This window comes from Sediminihaliea albiluteola (assembly GCF_014077625.1).
Taxonomy (GTDB): domain Bacteria; phylum Pseudomonadota; class Gammaproteobacteria; order Pseudomonadales; family Halieaceae; genus Sediminihaliea; species Sediminihaliea albiluteola.
In genome coordinates, this window is the sequence record NZ_JACFXU010000008.1 from 13,368 (window position 1) to 35,031 (window position 21,664).

General features: G+C 52.8%; 26 protein-coding genes. 11 read left to right on the top strand and 15 right to left on the bottom strand.

The features are described from left to right. Window positions 1-61 precede the first annotated feature (61 nt). Window positions 62-406 carry a hypothetical protein gene (locus tag H2508_RS00190; RefSeq protein ID WP_182168402.1) on the top strand — a complete coding sequence of 115 codons (345 nt, stop codon included), beginning with the start codon at window positions 62-64 and terminating at the stop codon, window positions 404-406. 25 nt (window positions 407-431) lie between these two features. Continuing rightward, window positions 432-974 carry a YaeQ family protein gene (locus H2508_RS00195; RefSeq protein WP_182168403.1) on the top strand — a complete coding sequence of 181 codons (543 nt, stop codon included), beginning with the start codon at window positions 432-434 and terminating at the stop codon, window positions 972-974. Here the strand turns inward: H2508_RS00195 and H2508_RS00200 are convergent. Then, entirely contained in the window at window positions 971-2,212 is a 1,242-nt protein-coding gene (locus H2508_RS00200; RefSeq protein ID WP_182168404.1) for a sterol desaturase family protein, read from the bottom strand. The genes H2508_RS00195 and H2508_RS00200 overlap by 4 nt on opposite strands. Window positions 2,213-2,426: 214 nt before the next feature. Here H2508_RS00200 and H2508_RS00205 point away from each other — a divergent pair, with 214 nt between their 5' ends. Then, on the top strand, window positions 2,427-2,900 hold the full coding sequence (locus H2508_RS00205) for a methylated-DNA--[protein]-cysteine S-methyltransferase (protein ID WP_328799264.1): 474 nt from the start codon (window positions 2,427-2,429) through the stop codon (window positions 2,898-2,900). A 21-nt stretch (window positions 2,901-2,921) separates the two neighbouring features. Here H2508_RS00205 and H2508_RS00210 read toward each other — a convergent pair whose 3' ends face one another. The 3 genes from H2508_RS00210 to cysQ form a co-directional block, all read right to left on the bottom strand. Further along, the gene (locus H2508_RS00210; protein ID WP_182168406.1) at window positions 2,922-3,824 is read right to left on the bottom strand and encodes an MBL fold metallo-hydrolase; all 903 of its coding nucleotides are present in this window, start codon (window positions 3,822-3,824) and stop codon (window positions 2,922-2,924) included. Window positions 3,825-3,862: 38 nt separating this feature from the next. Next, entirely contained in the window at window positions 3,863-4,108 is a 246-nt protein-coding gene (locus tag H2508_RS00215; protein ID WP_182168407.1) for a YdcH family protein, read from the bottom strand. A 98-nt stretch (window positions 4,109-4,206) separates the two neighbouring features. Beyond that, window positions 4,207-5,052: a 3'(2'),5'-bisphosphate nucleotidase CysQ gene (cysQ, locus tag H2508_RS00220; RefSeq protein WP_328799265.1), complete on the bottom strand. Its 846-nt coding sequence runs from the start codon at window positions 5,050-5,052 to the stop codon at window positions 4,207-4,209. A gap of 140 nt (window positions 5,053-5,192) precedes the next feature. Here cysQ and yrfG point away from each other — a divergent pair, with 140 nt between their 5' ends. From yrfG to H2508_RS00260, 8 genes are all read left to right on the top strand, one after another. Then, entirely contained in the window at window positions 5,193-5,867 is a 675-nt protein-coding gene (gene yrfG / locus H2508_RS00225; RefSeq protein ID WP_182168408.1) for a GMP/IMP nucleotidase, read from the top strand. A 14-nt stretch (window positions 5,868-5,881) separates the two neighbouring features. Beyond that, window positions 5,882-6,268: an RNA-binding S4 domain-containing protein gene (locus H2508_RS00230; RefSeq protein WP_182168454.1), complete on the top strand. Its 387-nt coding sequence runs from the start codon at window positions 5,882-5,884 to the stop codon at window positions 6,266-6,268. 169 nt (window positions 6,269-6,437) lie between these two features. Continuing rightward, complete coding sequence (gene dxs, locus H2508_RS00235) at window positions 6,438-8,378, top strand: 1-deoxy-D-xylulose-5-phosphate synthase (protein WP_182168409.1); 1,941 nt, start codon at window positions 6,438-6,440, stop codon at window positions 8,376-8,378. Next, window positions 8,375-9,082, top strand: a complete 708-nt coding sequence (locus H2508_RS00240) for a class I SAM-dependent methyltransferase (RefSeq protein WP_182168410.1) — start codon at window positions 8,375-8,377, stop codon at window positions 9,080-9,082. The genes dxs and H2508_RS00240 overlap by 4 nt, the downstream gene beginning before the upstream one ends. Before the next feature lie 62 nt (window positions 9,083-9,144). Beyond that, window positions 9,145-10,227: a glycosyltransferase family 4 protein gene (locus tag H2508_RS00245; protein ID WP_268920692.1), complete on the top strand. Its 1,083-nt coding sequence runs from the start codon at window positions 9,145-9,147 to the stop codon at window positions 10,225-10,227. Between the two features lie 330 nt (window positions 10,228-10,557). Beyond that, entirely contained in the window at window positions 10,558-11,571 is a 1,014-nt protein-coding gene (locus tag H2508_RS15075; RefSeq protein WP_220463524.1) for a glycosyltransferase family 4 protein, read from the top strand. A 214-nt stretch (window positions 11,572-11,785) separates the two neighbouring features. Then, window positions 11,786-12,013, top strand: a complete 228-nt coding sequence (gene xseB, locus H2508_RS00255) for an exodeoxyribonuclease VII small subunit (RefSeq protein ID WP_182168412.1) — start codon at window positions 11,786-11,788, stop codon at window positions 12,011-12,013. A gap of 2 nt (window positions 12,014-12,015) precedes the next feature. Continuing rightward, window positions 12,016-12,903: a polyprenyl synthetase family protein gene (locus tag H2508_RS00260; protein WP_328799266.1), complete on the top strand. Its 888-nt coding sequence runs from the start codon at window positions 12,016-12,018 to the stop codon at window positions 12,901-12,903. Between the two features lie 61 nt (window positions 12,904-12,964). On the opposite strand, the gene ribA is transcribed toward H2508_RS00260, so the two are convergent. The 11 genes from ribA to glyA form a co-directional block, all read right to left on the bottom strand. Then, a complete protein-coding gene (ribA, locus tag H2508_RS00265) occupies window positions 12,965-13,555 on the bottom strand; it encodes a GTP cyclohydrolase II (protein WP_182168413.1) in 591 nt (196 codons plus the stop codon). Window positions 13,556-13,649: 94 nt separating this feature from the next. After that, on the bottom strand, window positions 13,650-14,291 hold the full coding sequence (locus H2508_RS00270; protein WP_182168414.1) for a retropepsin-like aspartic protease family protein: 642 nt from the start codon (window positions 14,289-14,291) through the stop codon (window positions 13,650-13,652). Between the two features lie 58 nt (window positions 14,292-14,349). Beyond that, a complete protein-coding gene (locus tag H2508_RS00275) occupies window positions 14,350-14,823 on the bottom strand; it encodes a phosphatidylglycerophosphatase A family protein (protein WP_182168415.1) in 474 nt (157 codons plus the stop codon). Beyond that, window positions 14,823-15,755, bottom strand: coding sequence for a thiamine-phosphate kinase (gene thiL / locus H2508_RS00280; protein WP_182168416.1), 933 nt, complete (start codon window positions 15,753-15,755; stop codon window positions 14,823-14,825). Before thiL ends, H2508_RS00275 begins: the two co-directional genes overlap by 1 nt. 12 nt (window positions 15,756-15,767) lie before the next feature. Next, window positions 15,768-16,217: a transcription antitermination factor NusB gene (gene nusB, locus H2508_RS00285; protein WP_182168417.1), complete on the bottom strand. Its 450-nt coding sequence runs from the start codon at window positions 16,215-16,217 to the stop codon at window positions 15,768-15,770. A 13-nt stretch (window positions 16,218-16,230) separates the two neighbouring features. After that, window positions 16,231-16,704, bottom strand: a complete 474-nt coding sequence (gene ribH, locus H2508_RS00290) for a 6,7-dimethyl-8-ribityllumazine synthase (protein ID WP_182168418.1) — start codon at window positions 16,702-16,704, stop codon at window positions 16,231-16,233. A gap of 15 nt (window positions 16,705-16,719) precedes the next feature. Further along, window positions 16,720-17,823, bottom strand: a complete 1,104-nt coding sequence (ribB, locus tag H2508_RS00295) for a 3,4-dihydroxy-2-butanone-4-phosphate synthase (protein WP_182168419.1) — start codon at window positions 17,821-17,823, stop codon at window positions 16,720-16,722. A gap of 9 nt (window positions 17,824-17,832) precedes the next feature. Then, window positions 17,833-18,495 carry a riboflavin synthase gene (locus H2508_RS00300; RefSeq protein ID WP_182168420.1) on the bottom strand — a complete coding sequence of 221 codons (663 nt, stop codon included), beginning with the start codon at window positions 18,493-18,495 and terminating at the stop codon, window positions 17,833-17,835. Window positions 18,496-18,534: 39 nt separating this feature from the next. Then, window positions 18,535-19,647: a bifunctional diaminohydroxyphosphoribosylaminopyrimidine deaminase/5-amino-6-(5-phosphoribosylamino)uracil reductase RibD gene (ribD, locus tag H2508_RS00305; RefSeq protein ID WP_182168421.1), complete on the bottom strand. Its 1,113-nt coding sequence runs from the start codon at window positions 19,645-19,647 to the stop codon at window positions 18,535-18,537. 8 nt (window positions 19,648-19,655) lie between these two features. Further along, the gene (nrdR, locus tag H2508_RS00310; RefSeq protein ID WP_182168422.1) at window positions 19,656-20,132 is read right to left on the bottom strand and encodes a transcriptional regulator NrdR; all 477 of its coding nucleotides are present in this window, start codon (window positions 20,130-20,132) and stop codon (window positions 19,656-19,658) included. Between the two features lie 196 nt (window positions 20,133-20,328). Beyond that, window positions 20,329-21,591, bottom strand: a complete 1,263-nt coding sequence (glyA, locus tag H2508_RS00315) for a serine hydroxymethyltransferase (protein ID WP_182168423.1) — start codon at window positions 21,589-21,591, stop codon at window positions 20,329-20,331. Window positions 21,592-21,664: the final 73 nt, after the last annotated feature.

Below are 21,664 nucleotides of genomic sequence, written 5' to 3' on the forward strand. Positions count from 1 at the left end.
GCTTAGTTTTTCCGCTGCCCTCGAGCCTGTGATACATTCCCTCTTCCACGCGGAGAATTGCATGCTCACTCGCTCTATTTACTGGCAACGACAACTTGCGGCGCTATTAATCACTGCCAGTGGACTGTGGCAGATTGCCACTTTGTGGCTCAGTCCTTTGGGTGATCAGGTGCTGCTCAGCGCCCTGTTGGGTGCGGTCTATCTGCTGATTGGTCTCGGGCTATTTGGTCAGTCGCGCTTCTCCTTATTTACCGCCATTGTTATTCCAGCCACAGTGCTGTGGTTGGTACTTTCCAGCGACCCGCAATGGACCACCGTACGCTATTTGCGAACCGCTGCTGACGCCCTTGTGGTATTGCTCAGTACCCGTGTGCTCTGGGCTCTGCGCAATCAGCCTAGCTTTTAACAACCCTTAACTCGCGGCTCACCACATGGCGCTAAAACCGACAATTTATAAGATTCAGCTCAACTTGGCCGATAGTGACCGTCACCTTTACGATGACTTCACGCTAACCTTAGCCCAGCACCCTTCGGAAACGCTGGAGCGGCTTACTGCGCGCCTCTTGGCCTTTGCCCTGCACGCAGCACCCAACTTAAGTTTTACTCGGGGCCTATCCACCACTGACGAGCCCGACCTCTGGCAACACAGCGATAGCGGTGAAATTGTGCAGTGGATTGAAGTGGGTCAGGCGGAGGAGCCGCGTTTACGCAAAGCCTGTGGTAGAGCACAACAAGTGAGTGTATTAGCATTTGGCAAAAGTGCCAGCACTTGGTGGAAGCTCAACGCCGAGAGCTTCAGTAAGCTGGAGCGCTTAGCTGTGACACAGCTGGATTGGGCCCAGGTTCAAGCTGCTGCGGCCTTAGTGCAACGCAACTGCAAACTATCGCTTAGCATCGCCGGCGGCACGATCTATCTCGATAATGGCAGCGACTCAGTAAGCCTCGAAGCGCAGATATTACAATCCCTAGATTAGCTAAGACTTGAGGCACCTACCTCAACTCGCGCCTCCTGAGAGACGCTTAAGCAAGGCAGGAACAAGGCGTTAACGATAAGATAAAAAGCCCCAGCATAAAGCACTGCGGCGGCCCCGCCACCCTGCCAGCCGATCACTAATAAACAGCCAGCAAAGCCTAAGCGCAGCCATTCCCAGACTTTGGGTTCCTTGCGCTGATCTAGCCACAGTGCAGTAGTCACAGTTGTAGCGAGCATCAGCACATACAGTGCTAGTCCCGTGACATAGCTCAATTCAGCTGCCTGCATGAAATTCAACAACACCACCACTGCGAGCAGCTGAAATAGCGCATAGCAGGCGAGCGTTCCAGTGATCTTCGGGTCGTATTTAGTGAAGCTGGCAAGGTCTGTTTTTTGGGCTGGAAAACGCGCCTCTACATCTGCTGGGCGCCAGCCTGTCCGTGCCCACCACACCCGCAACTTATCTCTCCAATCCCTGGCATGCCAACTATCCCGCGCCATATCAATATAAACGTGGCTTAATGCCTTCAATGGGTTCCAAGAGCGCAATGGCCCACGGATACCGTAGATCGGCGGATCATTGTCCAGCTCTTCCTGAAAGGTGCCAAATAGGCGATCCCAAATAATAAACACGCCACCGTAGTTGCGATCCAAATAAGCGTCATTCTGTGCATGGTGAACACGATGGTTAGATGGGGTGACAAAAAACCACTCATACCAGCCCAGTTTCGGCACATGCTCAGTGTGCACCCAGAACTGATAAATGAGGTTGAGAGAGCCCACAGTAACCACCACTTCAGCGGGAATACCCAATAAGTACATAGGAATATAAAACACCCAACCCAACAGAAAGCCAGTACTGGTTTGGCGCAGGGCGGTACTTAAGTTGTAATCCTCGCTCTGATGATGCGCCACATGCGCGGCCCATAAAATCGTGCGCTCATGACCAAACCGGTGCAGCCAGTAATAGCAAAAGTCGTACAATACAAAAGCGAGAAGCCAAGTGAACCAGTGGCCAGGGTCCATCAGCGACAGAGTAAAGTGCTGGGTGATCAGATAGTAAACATAGCCACCGACGCCTAAAACTACAAAGCGCCTCCCTTGACTGAGCGTACCCAAGAATAAACTGCTGATACTGTCACTCAAGCGGTAGGTATTTCGCTGTTTCACAACGCCATAAACCAGCTCTAGCAGCATGGCTAGAATAAAAAACGGCACAGCATAAACAATCAGATCCATAGCTTAACAAGCAACCCGGCAGAGCCTCATCGAACCAGTGGTGTAGAGATCAGTATCGTAACTCTTTTAACTGAAGGCAAACTGAAGCCAGCCTTGAACCATTACTGCCGCTAGCTAGCCAAGCTTAGAACCAAGGCCCAGCATGTTATAGTCACAGGCCAAAAACCCTGCCTAACACGCGCAGAGCTGAATGCCTCCCAGGAGTAGATCTACCGTGAACAGCCTAATAGTAGACACGCCAATCGGCCCCTTACAGCTGATCTCTCAGGATGGATTTCTACTAGAGCTGCGCTTTCAAGGCCAGCACCGAGAAGACTGTAAGCAAACAGCCGACGACACCTGTTTGAAAAGCGCCGCCCAGCAACTTGAGGAGTATTTTGCCGGCAAGCGCCAATATTTTGATTTGCCGCTAGCCCCAGCAGGCAGTGTTTTTCAACAGCAGGTGTGGCGTGCTTTACAGCAAATTCCTTATGGTGAGCTCCGCAGCTACCGCGATATTGCCTGCAGCATTGGCAATGAAAAAGCGGTACGGGCAGTCGGTAGGGCCAACGGCTGCAACCCATTGCCCATTATTGTGCCCTGCCACAGAGTTATTGGCAGCGATGGTAAGTTAACTGGGTTTTCCGGCGGCTTAGAAACCAAAAGCCGCTTGTTAGCCTTAGAAGCTGCGCAACTGACTGCGACTTAACTGCTGCTAAAAAGTAACTGCTTACTCGCCAAGATCCGCTGCTACAGTGCGAATCCAGTTGGCCTCATTAATAAAACCCCTGCCCCAGCTTTGCCACTGCTCACCTAAGCCGCTGTTGAGGATGTCATCAAGCGTCTCACCCTCGCTCAGGCGCAGCTGCACTTGAGCTGTGGTCGCCTCTAACATGTCAACAAAGCGCTGCAGATCTTCTTTATTGGCCAAACTGCCGTGCCCGGGGACCACTATGGTAGCGGCGTCGATACGCTCTAAGACAGCCTTCACATTGCTCAGATAGCCAGCAACGCTACCGCCAGAAACTAGGTCGACAAAGGGAAATCGATCTTTAAAAAAGTGATCCCCCATGTGCACTACATTCTGCTCCAAAAAGTACACGACGCTGTCGCCATCAGTGTGACCACGCGGATAATGCTGGACCTCCAAGGTGCCGCCATTAAATCGCAGTGCCATAGAATCGGCATAAGTCACTAGGGGTAATGCCGCCCGCGGACTGGGCTCGACAATACCGCCCATGGCCTTCATATCCTGGCGGGTCGACAGGCGCTGATAGACATTATCGTGGGCCACTATCACAGCCCCGCGCTCACCCCAGTACTGGTTCGAGCCAGTGTGGTCAGAGTGCCAGTGGGTATTGAGTACGAAACGAGGAGCGGTCCCATCCTTAGCTGCAAGACGCTGCAAAGTATCCTCATAGGCCTGTGCATAATCAGCGTAATCATCATCGACTATCAAGATGCCATCATCGCCAATCGAGGCCAGCACATTACCGCCCTTCCCTTGCAGCAAATGCAAGGGCCCTGCGAGGGCGCTATGAGTCACAGCAGGCTGCTCAGAGGCTTGTGCTTGAGCCACTGCAGCGCCTATCGAAAGCGCTGCGCTCAGAGTGAGTAGCAGTAGTTTGTGCATCGTGTTTGCCTCGTCAAGTGCTTCGAATAGTTATCGCCTCAGGCATTCAGGTCGGGAATCAACTCATCTTTAAGTCGCTGAATACAGTCTTTCAGGCGCAGCTTTTCTTTCTTCAGGCGTTGCATCAATATTTGGTTATGGGCTGGGTGGCTATACATTTCAGCAATTTTGGAATCCAGAGCACGGTGCTGCGCTATCAGCTCTTGCAGACGCATGGCAGGGCTAATGTCTTCGTTGGCAGCCTCCCGCTCGATATCCGCATCGCTCCCTGGGGGCTTTCTCATGTTGGTTCCTTCTCTCAGTAGCAGATCAGCCAAGATCAGTGCATTACTCTATACCCACATTGATCACCTACACAAGCAATGTGAATGGGGCTAAGACTTTATTTACAGTGATCCGCAAGGTAACGCTGCCACAGGGCATTGTCTGGCTCGGCAATCGTTAAAAAGTGTGGACTCAGCAAGGACGGCCGACAGTTGTAGCGCAAGGGCTGGCCATCCAAGCCCAAAATCACCCCGCCCGCAGCCTCGACGATGGCTTGCCCTGCCGCCACGTCCCACTCACAGCAGGGTGAAAAACGCGGATAAAAATCTCCACTGCCCTCTGCCAGACGACAAAATTTTAGCGCACTACCACTGTTGCGGCGCTCGACTTCACCCCAGTGCGTTTTTAACCAATCAAGGCAAGACCTCAACTTAGCATCCCGGTGGCGGCGACTGACCAGCACCGATAAAGCGCTATCGGGCTGAAGTGGCTGAGTCGCAATACTCTGGTAAGACCAGCTGCCTTCATTATCCAAGGCGTAGCGACGGGCAAAATGCCCGGGCAGTCCCACATAGGCTAAGTGCTCAAGAGGCAAGTAGAGCAAGCCCAAAACGGGGCGGTGCTCGTCAATCAGTGCAATATTAATTGTGAACTCACCATTACCCGCAACAAATTCCTTGGTGCCATCCAGCGGGTCTACCATCCAGAAGCGCGACCAGGCGTGACGCAGAGCCTTGTGCTCCGAGGAAGACTCCTCGGAAAGCACCGGCCAATCCTCGCTGAGCGCCTTGAGGCCATCGCGCAAAATCACATGGGAGTCGAGGTCCGCACGAGTCAGAGGAGAGTCATCTTTTTTAGATTTCACCTCCACATCACCCGGGGCGTAATAATGGCGGCAGATTGCCTGCCCCGCCTCCTGGCACAGGCTTAGCAAAGAGGGCACCAAGTGTATTAAATCTTGCACGGGGTCTCCTGTTCCTTTCTGCCGACAACTATACCACTATCCTTGCGCTTCTCGGCCCCATTGTTAAGAGCAAAGCACTGCAGCAAGACATCAAAACAGGCATAATACGCATCCTACTAGCTATTCACGCAGCAAGCTTGATGATTGATTGGGATAGTATCGACACCGTACTATTAGATATGGACGGCACCCTGCTGGACCTGCATTTTGATAATGTTTTCTGGATGCAACACGTGCCACGCGCCTATGCACTGAAGCACTCCATCCCAGAACAAGAAGCCAGCGCGACCCTGATTGCAAAAATCAGCCAGCATGAAGGTACCCTTAACTGGTATTCGCTAGACTACTGGGCTGAGCAGCTGGATATGGATATCATCGCTCTCAAACAAGAACTACTGCACCTGATCCGTCTGCGGCCCTTCGCCTTGGACTTTCTCAAAAGCCTGCGCAGCGGCCCCCAAGATGTGGTGATGGTGACCAACGCCCACCGCAAAACCTTAGACATTAAGGTGTCCCGGGTCGACATCACCCCCTGGTTTAACCGTATTGTCGTGTCACATGAGCTGCACGCTCCCAAAGAAGACCCTGCTTTCTGGCACAATCTACAAGCGCTCAACCCCTTTGATCCTGAGCGCACACTATTGATTGACGATACGGAATCCGTACTTGAATCAGCGCGCGGCTATGGCATCCGCCATTTACTGACCCTGTTACAGCCAGATAGTCAGCGCCAGAAGCGTCTCGATACCCGTTTTCCTGGCATCCATCACTTCGATGAAATTATGCCAAACGTTATTAGCGGAGCCAGCTCATGAGCGACCATCCTCCAATGTCCAAACTCCGATTAGACAAATGGCTGTGGGCTGCCCGCTTCTTCAAAACCCGCAGCCTGGCGAAAGCAGCCATAGAAGGCGGCAAAGTGCATCTAGATGGCCAGCGGGTAAAAGTATCCCGAGAAATCAGCGTGGGCGATGTCCTGCAAGTTCGCCAGGGCTGGGACCTCAAAGTCATTGAAGTGAAAGCGCTATCGGACCAACGGCGCGGTGCACCAGAGGCACAAGCCCTCTATCAAGAGACCGAAGCCTCAGTGGCCAAACGTGAAGCGGAAGCAGCAGCACGCAAAGCCGCCGGTGGCATGATTGAGCGCCCCGCCCACCGACCCACTAAGAAGCAGCGCCGGCAAATTCATCGCTTCAAGGAGCAGCCAGAGAACTAATATTCAAGCCGATCTCAATCACCGAAGGTTGGCATCTTTGAGCGCTCTTGGCTATTTTGACCGAGAATGTCACCCCAAAGCGATTGAAAGCGAGATTTTGCACAGGATTACCCCCACATAAGCGGGGAATGAGGCACCACAGTCGACAAAAATACGCTAGAATTCCTCAATGCTACCGGAAATCCCAACCACTCGCCCCAACACTCCCTTACTGAGCGCTATTGATCAGGGCCGAAGCCTGAAAACGCTCAATGAACGGGAGCTGCTGACCTTAAGCGACGAATTGCGCGCCTTCTTGCTCTATACCGTGGGGCAAACGGGCGGGCACTTTGGCGCCGGTATGGGCGTGGTCGAACTGACCATAGCGCTGCACTACATTTACAACACCCCCCACGACCGTATCGTGTGGGATGTGGGCCACCAAAGCTATCCCCACAAAATCCTTACCGGCCGCATGCAGCAAATGCACACCATGCGACAAGCCGGTGGCTTAGCAGGCTTTCCTAAGCGCGCCGAAAGCGAGTTCGATGCCTTTGGTGTGGGCCACTCTTCCACCAGCATCTCCGCCGCGATGGGTATGGCACTGGCAGCGCGCCAACAGGGCATTGAACGCAAAGCCGTGGCAGTGATTGGCGATGGCGCCATTACCGGCGGCATGGCAATAGAAGCGCTTGCCCATGCGGGTCATGTGCGCCCCAACATGCTGGTAATTTTGAACGACAACCAGATGTCCATTGGCCATAACACCGGTGGCTTGGCCACTTATTTTGCCAAAATCTGGGCCAGCAAGACTTATATCGCTCTGCGCGAGGGCTCTAAGCGGGTACTGGAAAAAATCCGCCCTGCCTGGGAGCTAGCCAAGCGCACTGAAGAGCACATGAAAGGCATGGTCGCCCCCGGCACCCTGTTTGAAGAGCTCGGCTTTAACTATATTGGGCCTCTCGACGGCCACGACCTACCGCAACTGATTCAGACTCTAGAAAACATGAAGGATCTGGAGGGGCCGCAGTTCCTTCACATCCGCACCATGAAAGGCAAAGGCTTCGCCCCAGCAGAAGCAGACCCGGTGGCCTATCACGCCATCAACAAAATAGAGGCTAAGCCCAAAGGTCCGCAGCCAGCGCTCCCAGCAAGCGGGCCAAAAAAACTGAAGTATCAGGAAGTCTTCGGTCGCTGGCTTTGCGATATGGCCGAACAGGATAAAAACCTGGTTGGCATCACCCCGGCCATGTGCGAAGGCTCCGGCATGGTGGACTTCGCCAAACGTTTCCCCAAACGCTATTACGACGTTGCCATTGCCGAACAGCACGCCATTACACTGGCAGCCGGCATGGCCTGCGATGGCCTAAAGCCCGTGGTCGCCATCTACTCGACCTTCCTGCAGCGCGGTTATGACCAACTGATACACGACGTCGCCCTGCAAAACCTCGACGTCACCTTCGCCATCGATCGCGCCGGTCTAGTCGGTCAAGACGGCCCCACCCACCATGGCGCCTTCGACCTCAGCTTCTTGCGCTGCATCCCTAACATGGTGATTGGCGCCCCTTCCGATGAAAACGAATGCCGGCAGATGCTCTACACCGCTTACCAGCATAAGGGCCCCAGTGCCGTGCGCTACCCCAGAGGCACCGGCCCAGGCGCCATCATCGCCAACGAAATGAGCGGCATGGAAATTGGTAAAGCAGTGACCGTAAGGCGGGGCAGCCAAGTGGCTATTCTCAGTTTTGGCACCTTATTGCCTGCTGCGCTTGAAGCCGCCGAGCAGCTAAATGCCACTGTGGTGGATATGCGCTGGGTGAAGCCGTTGGATGAAGAGCTAGTTTTATCGCTAGCAAGCACTCATGAATTGCTTGTGACACTAGAAGACAATGTGAGCGCCGGTGGCGCAGGGTCCGCCGTAGGGGAATATGTGAACACATGCTCTAAAACCTGCAGCTTACTCCAGCTCGGACTGCCTGATGAGTTTATCGAACACGCCTCACAACTGGAGCAGCTCTATAACTCAGGTTTAAATAGCGAAAGAATCATTCATGCAGTGAACTCCCACAAGACATCACGGCAGTCACCGTCAATTACGATAAATGCAGCCGGAGCAGGGTTCACGACTTGAACAGCAATAAAAACAAGACCAAAAAAATAAAAGAATTTTATGACACGGTTTATTACAAGACACCTCCAAAAATAGTCACTCCCAGTTATCACCACCGCAGACTCACTAAAAAGCTAAAGATAAACAAGAATAGCAATGTCCTCGATGTAGCCTGCGGGACCGGCGCCTTTCTCGCAGCATGTCAAGAAAAGGGGGCACGCATATCCGGTGTCGACTTATCGGACGTAGCAATCAGTACATGCAGGCTTGCACTACCTTCAGGATCTTTCCACTCATGTGCGGCTGAGAGCTTACCCTTTAAAGATAACCACTTTAATCTTGTGACCTGTCTAGGCTCCCTCGAACATTTCATCGATCCATTGGCCGCACTAAAAGAAATGCAAAGAGTCGCTACAGAAGATGCACTGTTTGTAATTCTAGTACCCAATAAAGACTTCCTCACCAGAAAGTTTGGGCTATACAAGGGCACTCATCAGGTTGATGCGAAAGAAGATGTCAAATCTTTAGCCGAATGGGATGCGCTATTTGAAGAGTCCGGATTGGAAGTAAACGAACTCTGGAAAGACCTCCATGTGCTGTCATGGCAATGGATTAGCAATGCTGGTATCTCGAAAACTCCCATTAGAATATTACAAGCACTAGCGCTGACCGTCTGGCCCATGAAGTGGCAATATCAGGTTTATCACTCCGCAACAAAGAAATGAAACAAACCAACATACCACGTGTTCTTTTTATAAGCCGCAACCTGCCACCTCTAGTAGGAGGTATGGAGCGTATGATGCGTGAAGTTGTCTCAGGTTTGGCTTGTTATTCCGATGTAACGGTCATCGGACCACGAGGTTGCGCTGACTATCTGCCAGAAAATGTATTCTCTATAGAAACCTCACCACACCTCAGCGGCTTCCTACTCTCATCTACCATACAAGCGCTTTATCTATGTCGTAGCAAGAGCTTTAACATCATTATCGGCGGCAGTGGCTTAACCGGCCCAAGCCTGGCCCTGCTGCAGCGAGTATTCAAGGTTCAAACCGCAATTTTTCTTCACGGCTTAGACCTAGTAGCGCCAAGTTGGGTCTATCAAAAAATCTTTATACCATTGATACGTCGCGCAAATCGCGTACTAGCAAACAGTCACAATACCGCAAATCTCGCGCGCGACAGAGGCGTACCAGACGGGAAAATCACTGTCATAAACCCAGGCTGCCACCCCGCCGACCCACTTGCCCATCAACGCGTCTCATCATTTCGTGAAGAGTATGACTTGGAAGGTCGGCCCATAATCCTATTTGTAGGCCGCATGACTCGACGCAAAGGGCTTTCACAATTTATTAAACATAGCTTGCCCGGAATTTTCAAATCAGTGCCAGAAGCCGCGTTATTAGTCGTTGGTGATGAACCAAGCAATAGCCTAGACCAACGGGGTGAAAAGCAAGCCGTCATTGACAGTTTGGGCAAGTTAACGAGCGAACACCGCCAACGCGTGAGATTCTTGGGGCAAGTAAGTGACGATGTGCTTAACACATGCTACTTCGCCGCTAATGTCCACGTCTTTCCAATCTTAAATATCCCTGGGGATGTAGAAGGTTTCGGCATGGTAGTAATCGAGGCAGCAAGCTATGGCACACCAACCGTTGCTTTTGACGTAGGCGGAGTGGCCGACGCAATTGGTGGTGATGGAGGTCTGCTAGTTGACGAAGGTGACTATCACGACTTAAGTACTAAGCTAGTTGACTTGCTACTTTCCCCGACAGACTGGGAAGAACGCTGCAGGAAGCATGCTTCCCAATTTAGCTGGGAGAGATTCAATAGAGAATTAAGTTCACAACTTATTTACGATACTGACACCTAAATCATTAACGCGAGAAGTAGCAGCACACTGCTAACGCTACCTTCTAAAAAAGCAGACATCTTCTCAGCAGTTTCTAGACCGGCACCGAATTGAAGACATAAGATTCTCTGCACTGCTTCCCATTTGTATATCAGCTTACTTAGAAGCTCTGTAATAAAAGAGCCTATGAAGTAAACAGCGTTGGCCCCAGACATTCCAAGTGGGCATTTATTTTAGGACTAAGACACAAATAAAATTATTCGTACTTCTGAGAGTAAGCGGTTAGTCTATTTACTGTTTCACAAAACAACAAATGCTCCATCTTCACTCAAACAGTCATCAAGGACAAAAGTGCAACCTGCGATTTGGTTCCCTACCACTAAAGCAAATACTGGCACTGATGCATACACAGAACGCTTAGTTAAAGGGCTTAATGAGCAAGGCTTTAAAGCTGAAATTACTTGGCTTCCCTTACGCGCCGAGTACGCACCTTGGAGTGTATCTGCTCCCAAAGCTCCTGAGTGGGCCAATATCGTTCACGTAAACACATGGTTACACCCGAGATTTATTCCAGAAACACTGCCCATCGTAGCGACAATTCACCACTCAGTTCACCACCCAGACTCTCGTAGCTACAAAGGCTGGCTTCGAACGATTTATCATAGGCATTGGATTGCCCCAATTGAACGCCGAGTGCTTCGAAAAGCCAGTAGAGTTATCTCTGTCAGTCAGTTTGTTGCCAGCACAGCAAAAAACACGCTCACGGATGTTCCAATGCAGGTAATTTACAACGGAGTAGACACGGCTCTTTTTAAAGCTTCCACCGAGCCACGCAAACCCAACAAACCTTTTAGACTGCTCTATGTGGGTAGCTGGACAATCCGCAAGGGAATAGATTTGCTCGCGCCCATCATGCGCGAGCTTGGTCAGGACTTCGAGCTCTATTACACCGGTGGTCCTGGGTCAGAAAAAGATAAACAAAGCATGCCAGCGAATATGTTTGATATTGGCCGCTTACAAGGTGATCACGAAGTGGTGAATGCAATGCAGAGTGCCGATGCATTCCTATTCCCCTCCCGGAGCGAAGGCTTTAGCTTAGCAGTTACCGAAGCCATCGCTTGCGGCCTGCCTGTAATAGCTACAAACAGCTCATCGCTGCCAGAGACCGTTGAGGATGGGGTGACCGGGGTTCTCTGCCCCAAGGATGACGTGACTGCTTTTGCGAATGCTGCAAGACAACTTGCAAAAGAAGGCTTACACGCCAACAAAACCGGAGCCTCGGCAAATAAAGTACTCTCAATTCAACAGAATATTGCCGAGCACATAAAAGTTTATCAACACATCAGTCCCGTCGCTAAACCTTAAACCAAGGCTTTAGTGCTCCCATGCTAAATCGCAAGCAAAAGGTCAGTATCAACTAAGCCTGCATAATATGTGGCTAAACTTTTCTAAACAAATAAACTGGGTGAGGGTCAGGCCATAAGCGGCCTAGCTTTGCCTTATCAAAAAAAACTGTTCCTTACGCTTAACAACTTAGCTCTTGTTATAATCTCAAAACACTCTATCTGGACCCTATTTCATGCCACCTAAGAAAAAGCCTGCCACCTTTGCCAGCACTATTGAGCAACTGGAAGCACTTGTTGCCAAGCTGGAGCATTCAGAAACGCCACTTGAGGAATCCCTTGTGAGCTTTGAGCAGGGCGTCAAACTGATACGTCAAGCACAGCATGAGCTCATGAGTGCGGAGCAAAAGGTGCAGCAATTACTTGCCGATGTACCTGAAGAAGCGGATATGGATGACAATTAGTCGTGGCGGATACTTTAGGCGACTTTATTGATCGTTGCCGGTCTCGCCTGCAAGGGCAGCTGAATTCGGTCTACCCGGCTTCTGGCTCACTACCGGCGAATCTACTTGCGGCACTTGAGTACGCGCTGAACAACAGCGGTAAACAGGTACGCCCTATTCTCTATTTCGCTGCAGGGCGAGCCATTAGTGAAGCTGAGCAAGCAAGCATTAAAGCAGCTTTAGCCTTGGAACTGATTCACACCTACTCCCTGATCCACGACGACCTGCCAGCCATGGACGATGACGAGCTGCGACGTGGCAAACCCACTCTGCATAAGGCCTTCGACGATGCGACTGCGATTCTAGTAGGCGATGGCCTGCAAGCCCGTGCCTTTGAGATAATCGCCGATGCGCCAGAGCTTAGTGCTGAGCAAAAAGTCAAGATGATCAAGGTGTTAGCCGAGGCCTCTGGCTTTGCCGGCATGGTTGGCGGGCAATATGTGGACATTCAGTCGACGGGCAAAGATCTCTCGCTGGCAGCACTGCGAGCTATGCACGCAATGAAAACTGGGGCATTGATTCGGGCCTCAGTGGCCTTAGGTGGCATTGCGGCTGGTGCCAGTGAAGCACAGCTAGTCGCTCTGGATACATACGCGGAGCATATCGGGCTAGCATTCCAAGTGGTGGATGACATCTTAGATGTTGAAAGTGACACCCAAACCCTCGGTAAAACCCAAGGCAAGGACGAGCAGGAAAATAAGGCTACTTATGTGAAGCTGATGGGTTTGGAGGGCGCCAAGTCTGAGGCACAGCGACTGCTTGAGAAGGCTCTGGCGGCACTGAATGACTTCGGCGAATCAGCAGAGATGTTGCGGGAGCTAGGGCGCTATATCGTTGACAGAAAACATTAAAAGGGTAACAAGGGCTTAGCGTCTTCGCATTCGCCCCAGCACTGCGGGAGCAACAGAGGAATTAGTGGCCGAAGAAATGGCCTAATTTTGAACCCTTGGTTTGCAAGTACTTTTCATTGTGTGGGTTACTGTCAGTGCGAAGTGGAATTCGCTCAGTAATAGCAACGCCAGCGGATTCCAGAGCAGCTACCTTGCGCGGGTTGTTTGTCATTAGGCGCACTTGCTTGATTTTTAGGTGCTCAAGCATAGGTTTGAGTACGCTGTAATCGCGCATATCAGCACCAAAACCCAGTTGCTCATTGGCCTCTACTGTATCGGCACCGGCATCCTGCAGTTTGTAAGCGCGAATTTTATTCAGCAAACCAATACCGCGGCCTTCCTGTCGCAAATAAAACAGTGCGCCGCGGCCCTCTTCTGCGATTGCCTTAAGGGCGGCTTCAAGTTGATTGCCGCAATCACAGCGAAGGCTGAACAAGGCGTCACCCGTGAGGCATTCGGAATGAACCCTTGCCAGCACAGGCTCCCCATCGCCAACATCGCCCATGGTCAGCACCACGTGCTCTTTGTTGGCCTCCAGATCATCAAAGCCATGGATATCAAACACCCCCCAAGCGGTGGGAAGACGGGAGGATTCTACGTAGCGTGTTGGCACTCTAGAGTATTCCGGGGCTTAAAAAAGGGCGTGTATTCTACCACTTTGAGCAGCTTGTGCGACAAGCTCGGTAATGTTACCGGTTTAGTTGCCGCTACCACTCCCGAGACAATAGCAAAACACCGTTTTTTTCCTGCATTTGCACATGCTGCAGGTAGGTCATACCCAATAAAATGGTCGAGGGGAAATCGCCTTCGGTAATTGAAGCACGGACATTATCCACTCGAATCCCACCGACATCGACACTTTGCAATGACACAGACCAGGCCTTAATGAGGCTACCAGCGGTCTCTAATTGAGCCTCTTGGCCCGCACGATAGTCAATGCCTAAGGCAGCAGCGTGACCGGCATTCATAGCTACAACGTTCGCTCCAGTGTCTACCAGCACCTGCACAGCCCGCCCGTTAATCGCCGCTGTTGTACGGTACTGCATAGCAGCATCCCGGGGAACCTCGACCTGCCGTAACTCAGGCGCTGAATAACTAGCACTAATCCGCTGGTGCAGCTTCAATGTTTGCCGCTTACCATTGATTTCCACAATGGCTTGCCTTGAGTTTGCACTGATCAAGCTCACACCGGCGCGACTCTGGCCGGCGCGCAGGGTAATACGCGCACCGTTGACTTGCATCACGGCAGTATTAGGCAACAAAGCCTCCACCACCACTTGAGGGCCTCCGGCAAAGACTGGGGGCGTAACCAAGGCCAGGACCATCAATAGTGCTGCAATATATCGCATGTACGCTCCAAGCAATGAGCTTAAGCAAGCTGGAATAGCTTAGTGCAGCAGAACAGCGCTAAGTAAACAATACTAAATTTGCCAAATGCAGCACTGCACAAGCCATAATGCCGGCAATGACATCGTCAATCATGATCCCAAAACCGCCTTCGACCTTCTTATCCAGCGGACCGATCGGCCAAGGTTTGGCAATGTCGAACAAGCGGAACAACAAAAAGCCAGCTAGCAGCCATGACCAACCCTGCGGCACGGCCCACATCGTCACCCACAGGCCAACAAACTCGTCCCACACGATTCCCGGATGATCATGAACACCCAATTGTTTACTGGCACGGTCACAAATCCAAATACCTGCTATAGCACTCAGAACAAGTACCGCGCTATAAGAGAGCAGGGGTAGTGGGGCGAGCAGCAGGTAGAGTGGCAGAGCCATCAGGGTGCCAGCAGTGCCAGGCGCCTTAGGCGATAGCCCGCTGCCAAAGCCGAAGGCTAGAAACTGGACTGGGTCTTTAAAAGGAGTGGGTGCTTTCATTAAAAGTGTTGGTAACCTGCCTGGCTAATCACAGAGCTATTGCACTCTACACCCTCACCGGCCACCACCTGCCCTATTCGTGTACAGCCTTTAGGGACAGGACTGCCAGAGGGCAAACAAAAGCACAGCTCATAATCATCACCACCACTCAGCGCCCAGCGCAGGGCCTGTTCGCGATCTTTAAGGGCTGCCAATGCCGCTGACAGCGGGATGAGCTCGGGCTCTATGACTAACTTTACGCCACTAGCTGCGGCAATATGCCCAGCATCAGCTAGCAAACCGTCAGAGATATCTATCGCCGCCGTGGCGCTGCCTAATAATTGCTGCCCCAAAGCGAGGCGCGGACTGGGCCGATAGTAACGCTGCTCAAGGTAGTCAGCGAACTGCGCCCCACCCTGCCAGCGACCCTCCCATTCACCCTGCACCACGCTCAAGCCTGCTGCGCCGTCACCCAAGGGGCCACTCACACAGAGCATGTCACCCACTTGTGCAGCACTGCGTAGCAGAGCCTTATCGGCGGGTAGCGCGCCCATAACCTGCACAGTGATAGTGAGCGGCCCCTTAGTGGTATCACCGCCAACCAATGGCAAGTCGAAGGCTTTGACTGCCGCCGCCAAACCCTCGCTAAAAGTATGCAGCCATAATTCATCGGGCTCAGGCAGGCTCAAAGCCAAAGTCATTGCCACTGGTTTCGCGCCCATGGCAGCCAAATCAGAGGCCGCCACAGCAACGGCACGAAAACCTAGGTCTTCAGGAAAGGCCTCAGCGGGGAAATGCACAGCTTCCACCAGCGTATCAATGGAAGTCGCGAGGCGCTCACCCGGCTGCAACTTGAGAATAGCGCAGTCATCACCAACGCTAAGATCTACAGCAGGACCTCGGCCCAAGCTGGAAAAATAGCGATAAATGAGATCGAATTCGCCGGCGGCCATGCTTAGCGGCCTCTAAGAGGAGGCGCCTACTTCTACTTTACGCAGTTCACGGGCTGCCTTATCAAGTACGCCATTAATGTACTTGTGGCTATCGGTGGCACCAAACTTCTTGGCCAGCGACACCGCCTCATTGATCACCACTTTGTAGGGCACATCAATGCGCTGGGCCAGCTCAAACGTCCCCATCCGCAGCAAAGTGCGCTCGATAGGACCGAGCTCTTCAATACCGCGATCTAAGTAGGGCGTAAATGCAGCTTCTAGCTCATCGACCGAGGCCGGAACTCCGTGCAGCAAGGCATGAAAATAGTCGCCATCGACGTGACTAAAATCGTACTCACCACGAAATTCCGCCTCAATCTGGTTCAGCGGGGCTGCTGCCATATGCCACTGATATAAAGCCTGCATACCGTAGTGACGGGCTTTACGACGCTCAGCGGCCAATGTGTTATGGGGTTTGCTCACGAAATTAGCCCGCTCAATCCAAGTTGCCCAACAGACTCACCATCTCCAGCGCAGAGAGGGCCGCCTCGGCACCTTTGTTACCGGCTTTAGTACCCGAGCGCTCTATCGCTTGCTCAATGGAGTCCACAGTCAACACACCGAAGGAAATCGGGATTCCGTGCTCCATGCTAACTTGCGCGATACCTTTAGTGCACTCACCCGCCACGTACTCAAAGTGCGGAGTACCGCCGCGGATTACCGCGCCCAAAGCGACAATCGCATCGTAATTGCCTGTTTTGGCAACCTTTTGGCACACCAATGGAATTTCAAAGGCGCCTGGGGCACGTACGATCGTGATCTGTTTATCATCGATACCATGGCGGCGCAGCGCGTCGATCGCGCCCTCTAGTAGGTGCTCTACCACGAAGCTATTCCAGCGACCAACTACCAGAGCGTACTGGCCTTTGGCGCTGGCGAAGTTGCCTTCAATGGTTTTGATATTGTGCATGATCAGGTCCTTGTTTTAGGCCGGTTCAATAAAGTCCAGAACCTCCAGGTCGAAACCGGAGATGGCATTGTACTTGATGGGAGCGCCCATCAGGTGGATTTTTCCGACGCCCAGATCTTTCAAAATCTGAGAGCCCAAACCCACCGTGGTGTAACTATCCGGCGTCGCCGGAGAAGCAGAATCATCACCCAAGGCCAGATCGATACTAGCCAAAAGTTGTTCAGAGCTTTCTTGGCGAGTTAGTAAAACCACCACACCGCGATCTTGGGCGGCAACATAGGCCAGGCATTTGCCCAAGCTCCAAGATGATACATCCGCCAACTCACTGGTCACTAAATCACGCAGAGCAGAGGTAACATGCACCCGCACCGGCGTCGGCTCATTTTCCACAATGGTGCCTCGGGACAAAGCCAAGTGCACTTCGCCTTCCGTTTGATCGCGATATGCAGTGAGACGAAACTCGCCGTAAGAGGTGTTAATGACGCCTTCGCGGATGCGGCGAATGGTGCGCTCGTTAGCTAGACGAAAATGAATCAAATCGGCAATGGTGCCAATTTTAAGCTTGTGTTCTTGGGCAAACTCGATCAGAGCTGGGCCGTCGGCCAGTACTCCGTCGGCAGTGAGAATGTCGGCAATCACTGCCGCCGGCAGTAAACCTGCTAAGCGTGCATAATCTGATGCCGCCTCGGTGTGTCCTGCGCGTGTTAGCACACCCCCAGACATGACTGTCAGAGGGAAGATGTGCCCCGGCTGAACGATATCCGCAGGCAGCGCATGGGGAGCCACTGCCGCTTGAATAGTGCGCGCACGGTCTGCCGCCGAAATGCCGGTATCAATACCCACAGCAGCTTCAATTGACAGAGTAAAATTAGATTTTTCACTGTGAGCTGATTCGACCATCAAGGGCAGATCAAGCTGCCGACAGCGATCCTCGGTCAAGGTCAGACAAACCAAGCCCCGCGCCTTGCGCGCCATAAAATTGACGTGTGAAGCATCACAGTGCTCCGCGGCAACCATCACCACGCCTTCGTTGTAACTTTTAGCGTCGTCATCCAGCAACACCACCATACGTCCCTGGCGGATATCACTGATCAGTTCGTCTACAGTATTGAGTTGCATTAAAATTCCTTAAGGGCGCAGATAGCCGTTCTCGGCCAAAGTCGCCATCGACAGGCCTTCGGCTTGGGGGTCGGCAGCGGCATCGCCTAACATGAGCCGCTCCAAGTAACGGGCGATCACGTCAACTTCAAGGTTAACCCGGCTGCCGCGCGTGTAAGTGCCAAAGATTGTTTCCTGCATAGTCTGGGGGATGATATTGAGATCGAACTCAGCGCCGCGTACGGCGTTCACGGTCAGACTGGTGCCATCCACAGTAATGCTGCCTTTGTGTGCAATATACTTAGCCAGCGCCTCGGGCGCGCGCAGTACAAAGCGAATCGAGCGGCCATCTTCAGTAAAGCTAAGCACCTCACCCACGCCATCCACATGACCAGAGACAATATGGCCGCCCAAGCGACTGGCGGGAGTTAAGGCTTTCTCTAGATTCACACGACTGCCGACAACCAAACTGCCTAGGGTGGTGAAATCGAGGGTCTCCCGTGACACATCGGCCCAATAGCCATCACCAGGCAGCTCGGTCACTGTCAGGCACACGCCGTTAGTGCTAATACTGTCACCAAGCGCCACGTCATCCAGCGGCAAAGCAGCACTGCGGACACGCAAACGCAAATCACCGCCACTGTTTTGCAGTGCAGCGACCTCGCCTACGGCCTGAATAATGCCTGTGAACATAGTGCATCCTAACTGTGAGTATTGAGGCTGGCAGCTGGCTCAGCCGGGTATCAAGGTGAAACGTAGGTCTTGCCCTATTTGCCTTAGGTCGCGTATCTGTAATGGCACTTTTTCGCTCATCTCATTTAGCGGCAAGTGCAGCAGAGGCTGGGCTAGACTACCCATCAGAGTTGGCGCCATATACACCAACAATTCGTCCAGCAGACCGGCCTGAAGCATGGCGCCAGCCAAACGGGGCCCAGATTCTACCAGAATTTCATTGCATTGCCGCCTGTTAAGCTCAGCCATCAATGGCTGCAAATCCAAGCCATTGTCAGTTCTGGGCAAGGGCAAGCGATCACAGTCCAGCAGGGCAGCGGGCACTTCCGTCGACTCCGCGTGGCACAACAAGCTTGGCGCAGTACTATCAAGCACCTTTGCTGTGCGCGGGCTTTGCAAGCGCGAGTCCATCACCACTCGCAAGGGCTGACGAGCACAGGCCTGCTCTGCCATATCCGCTGGCAAAGCCAGTTCAGCCGCCCGTACCGTCAGCGAGCAGTCATCGGCGAGCACCGTGCCGACCCCAGTAATAATAGCGCAACTGCTAGCTCTCAGACGCTGCACATCCTGTCGGGCGGCAGGCCCCGTAATCCACTGACTTTCACCCGAGGCCATCGCGCTGCGACCATCGAGCGACATCGCCAACTTGGCTCGAACTCGCCCTCTGCCGCGCCGCATGCGGGCAATAAAGCCAGCAATTAACTGCTCTGCCTCATCTTGTAGCAGCCCACTACTCACTTCGATACCAGCCGCGCGCAAGCGCGCCAAACCCTGGCCTGTCACTTGTGGATTAGGGTCTTCCATGGCCGCTACCACACGAACCACCCCAGCGGCGATTAAAGCCTCGGCACAGGGCCCGGTTTTGCCATAATGGCTGCAGGGCTCCAGTGTCACATAAGCCGTGGCACCGCGAGCATCTCCCGCGGCCTGCAGGGCTTGAATTTCTGCATGGTTGCCACCGGCAGCTTGGGTGAAGCCTTCAGCAATGACTTGGCCATCACGCAACAATACACAGCCAACATGAGGATTGGGCATTGCTGAGTAGCGCCCGAGTCGCGCCACCTGCAGGGCGCGCGCCATCATCCGGGTGTCTGTTTCGGTAAAATTGCTCATCAGGGGACTTAAGCCGGCTCAGCGCCCCGAGCGGTATCGGACTCGAGTAACTCGATAGCGTCGCGAAACTCAGCGATATCCTGGAAGCTGCGATACACCGAAGCAAAGCGCACGTAAGCCACCTGATCCAACTGTTTTAGGCTGTCCATGACTAGCTCACCCAACACCCGAGAGCCGATCTCACGTTCGCCGGTGGCGCGCAAATCATGCTTGATCTGATTTATCGCGGCTTCAATATCCTCCACGGAAACCGGCCGCTTCTCCAGCGCACGCTGAAATCCGGCACGCAACTTGTCTTCATCAAAAGGTTCGCGGTTACCGTTTTGCTTAATTACCCGAGGCATGACTAACTCTGCCACCTCATAGGTAGTGAAACGCTCTTTACAGCTTAAGCACTCACGGCGACGGCGCACCTGATCGCCCTCGGCGACCAATCGAGAATCGATGACTTTAGTATCATCGGCAGCGCAAAAAGGGCAGTGCATGATCTATTCCTGCAATGAGCCACCCCAGTGAAAGTGGCTTGAATTAAGTGCTTGAAGATTAACATATTTGCGAGCGGTACACGGACTGCAAATGGCGTCTGTGAAAAAGTGACTTTTTGCTAGGCTAAGCAGCGAGCCCGTACATAAAAAAGGGGACCGAAGCCCCCTTTAATTCACTCAGTCAATCAACAGCCCATCAGCTATAAACTGGGAAGCGGCTGCAGATTTCCAGCACTTTGCCCTTAACTTCAGCAATGCTCTGCTCAGCATCGCCTTTTTCGAGTGCTTCTAAGATGTCGCACATCCAGCCAGCCAGTTCGATTGTTTCAGCTTCGCCAAAACCGCGAGTGGTGATAGCGGGGGTCCCCACACGCAGACCAGAAGTGATAAAGGGTGAGCGCGGATCATTAGGAACCGCGTTCTTGTTCACTGTAATGTTGGCCTTACCCAGTGCCTCATCGGCGTCTTTACCGGTGTAGGGCTTACCAATCAGGTCAACCAGCATGAGGTGGCTGTCGGTGCCGCCAGAAACAATCTTAATGCCACGGTCAATAAAGGCTTTGGCCATGGCCTGAGCATTTTTCACGACCTGCTTCTGGTAGCTAACAAACTCTTCGCTCTGCGCTTCTTTAAAGCTAACCGCTTTAGCTGCAATCACGTGCATCAAGGGGCCACCCTGACCACCGGGGAATACTGCAGACTGGAATTTCTTCTCCAGCTCTTCATTGGCCTTGGCCAGAATCACACCACCGCGTGGGCCGCGCAGAGTTTTGTGGGTAGTTGAAGTCACTACATCAGCATATGGCACTGGGTTGGGGTAAACGCCCGCGGCGATCAAACCGGCCACATGAGCCATATCAACCATTAGGTAAGCGCCCACTTTATCGGCGATGTCACGGAAACGAGACCAGTCCATCACCCGCGAATAGGCTGAAAAACCCGCCACAATCATCTTGGGCTTGTGTTCAAACGCCAGTGCTTCAACCTGCTCGTAGTCGACCTCACCGGTCTCAGGCTTCAGGCCATACTGCACCGCATTGTACATTTTACCTGAGAAGTTAGGCTTGGCGCCGTGTGTCAGGTGGCCACCTTCAGCCAAGCTCATACCCAGAACGGTGTCGCCCGGGGCACAGAGCGCCTGATAAACCGCTGAGTTTGCCTGGGAACCTGAGTGCGGCTGAACGTTGGCATAATCCGCCCCGAACAGCGCTTTTACGCGATCAATGGCCAGTTGCTCAACCACGTCCACATGCTCGCAGCCACCGTAGTAACGTTTGCCTGGATAGCCTTCGGCATACTTGTTGGTCAGTACGGTACCCTGAGCTTCAATCACGCGAGGACTGGTATAGTTCTCAGAAGCAATCAGTTCGATATGCTCTTCCTGACGGCGCTCTTCTGCACTAATTGCATCAAAAACTTCGTCGTCAAAACCCTTGATGGTCATGCTGCGGTCAAACATCGGTATCCCTCGGCTGGCTGGGGCGATGATGCCCCGAATTCAAAGGCGCGTATTCTACTCAAAAAGCGGCCGG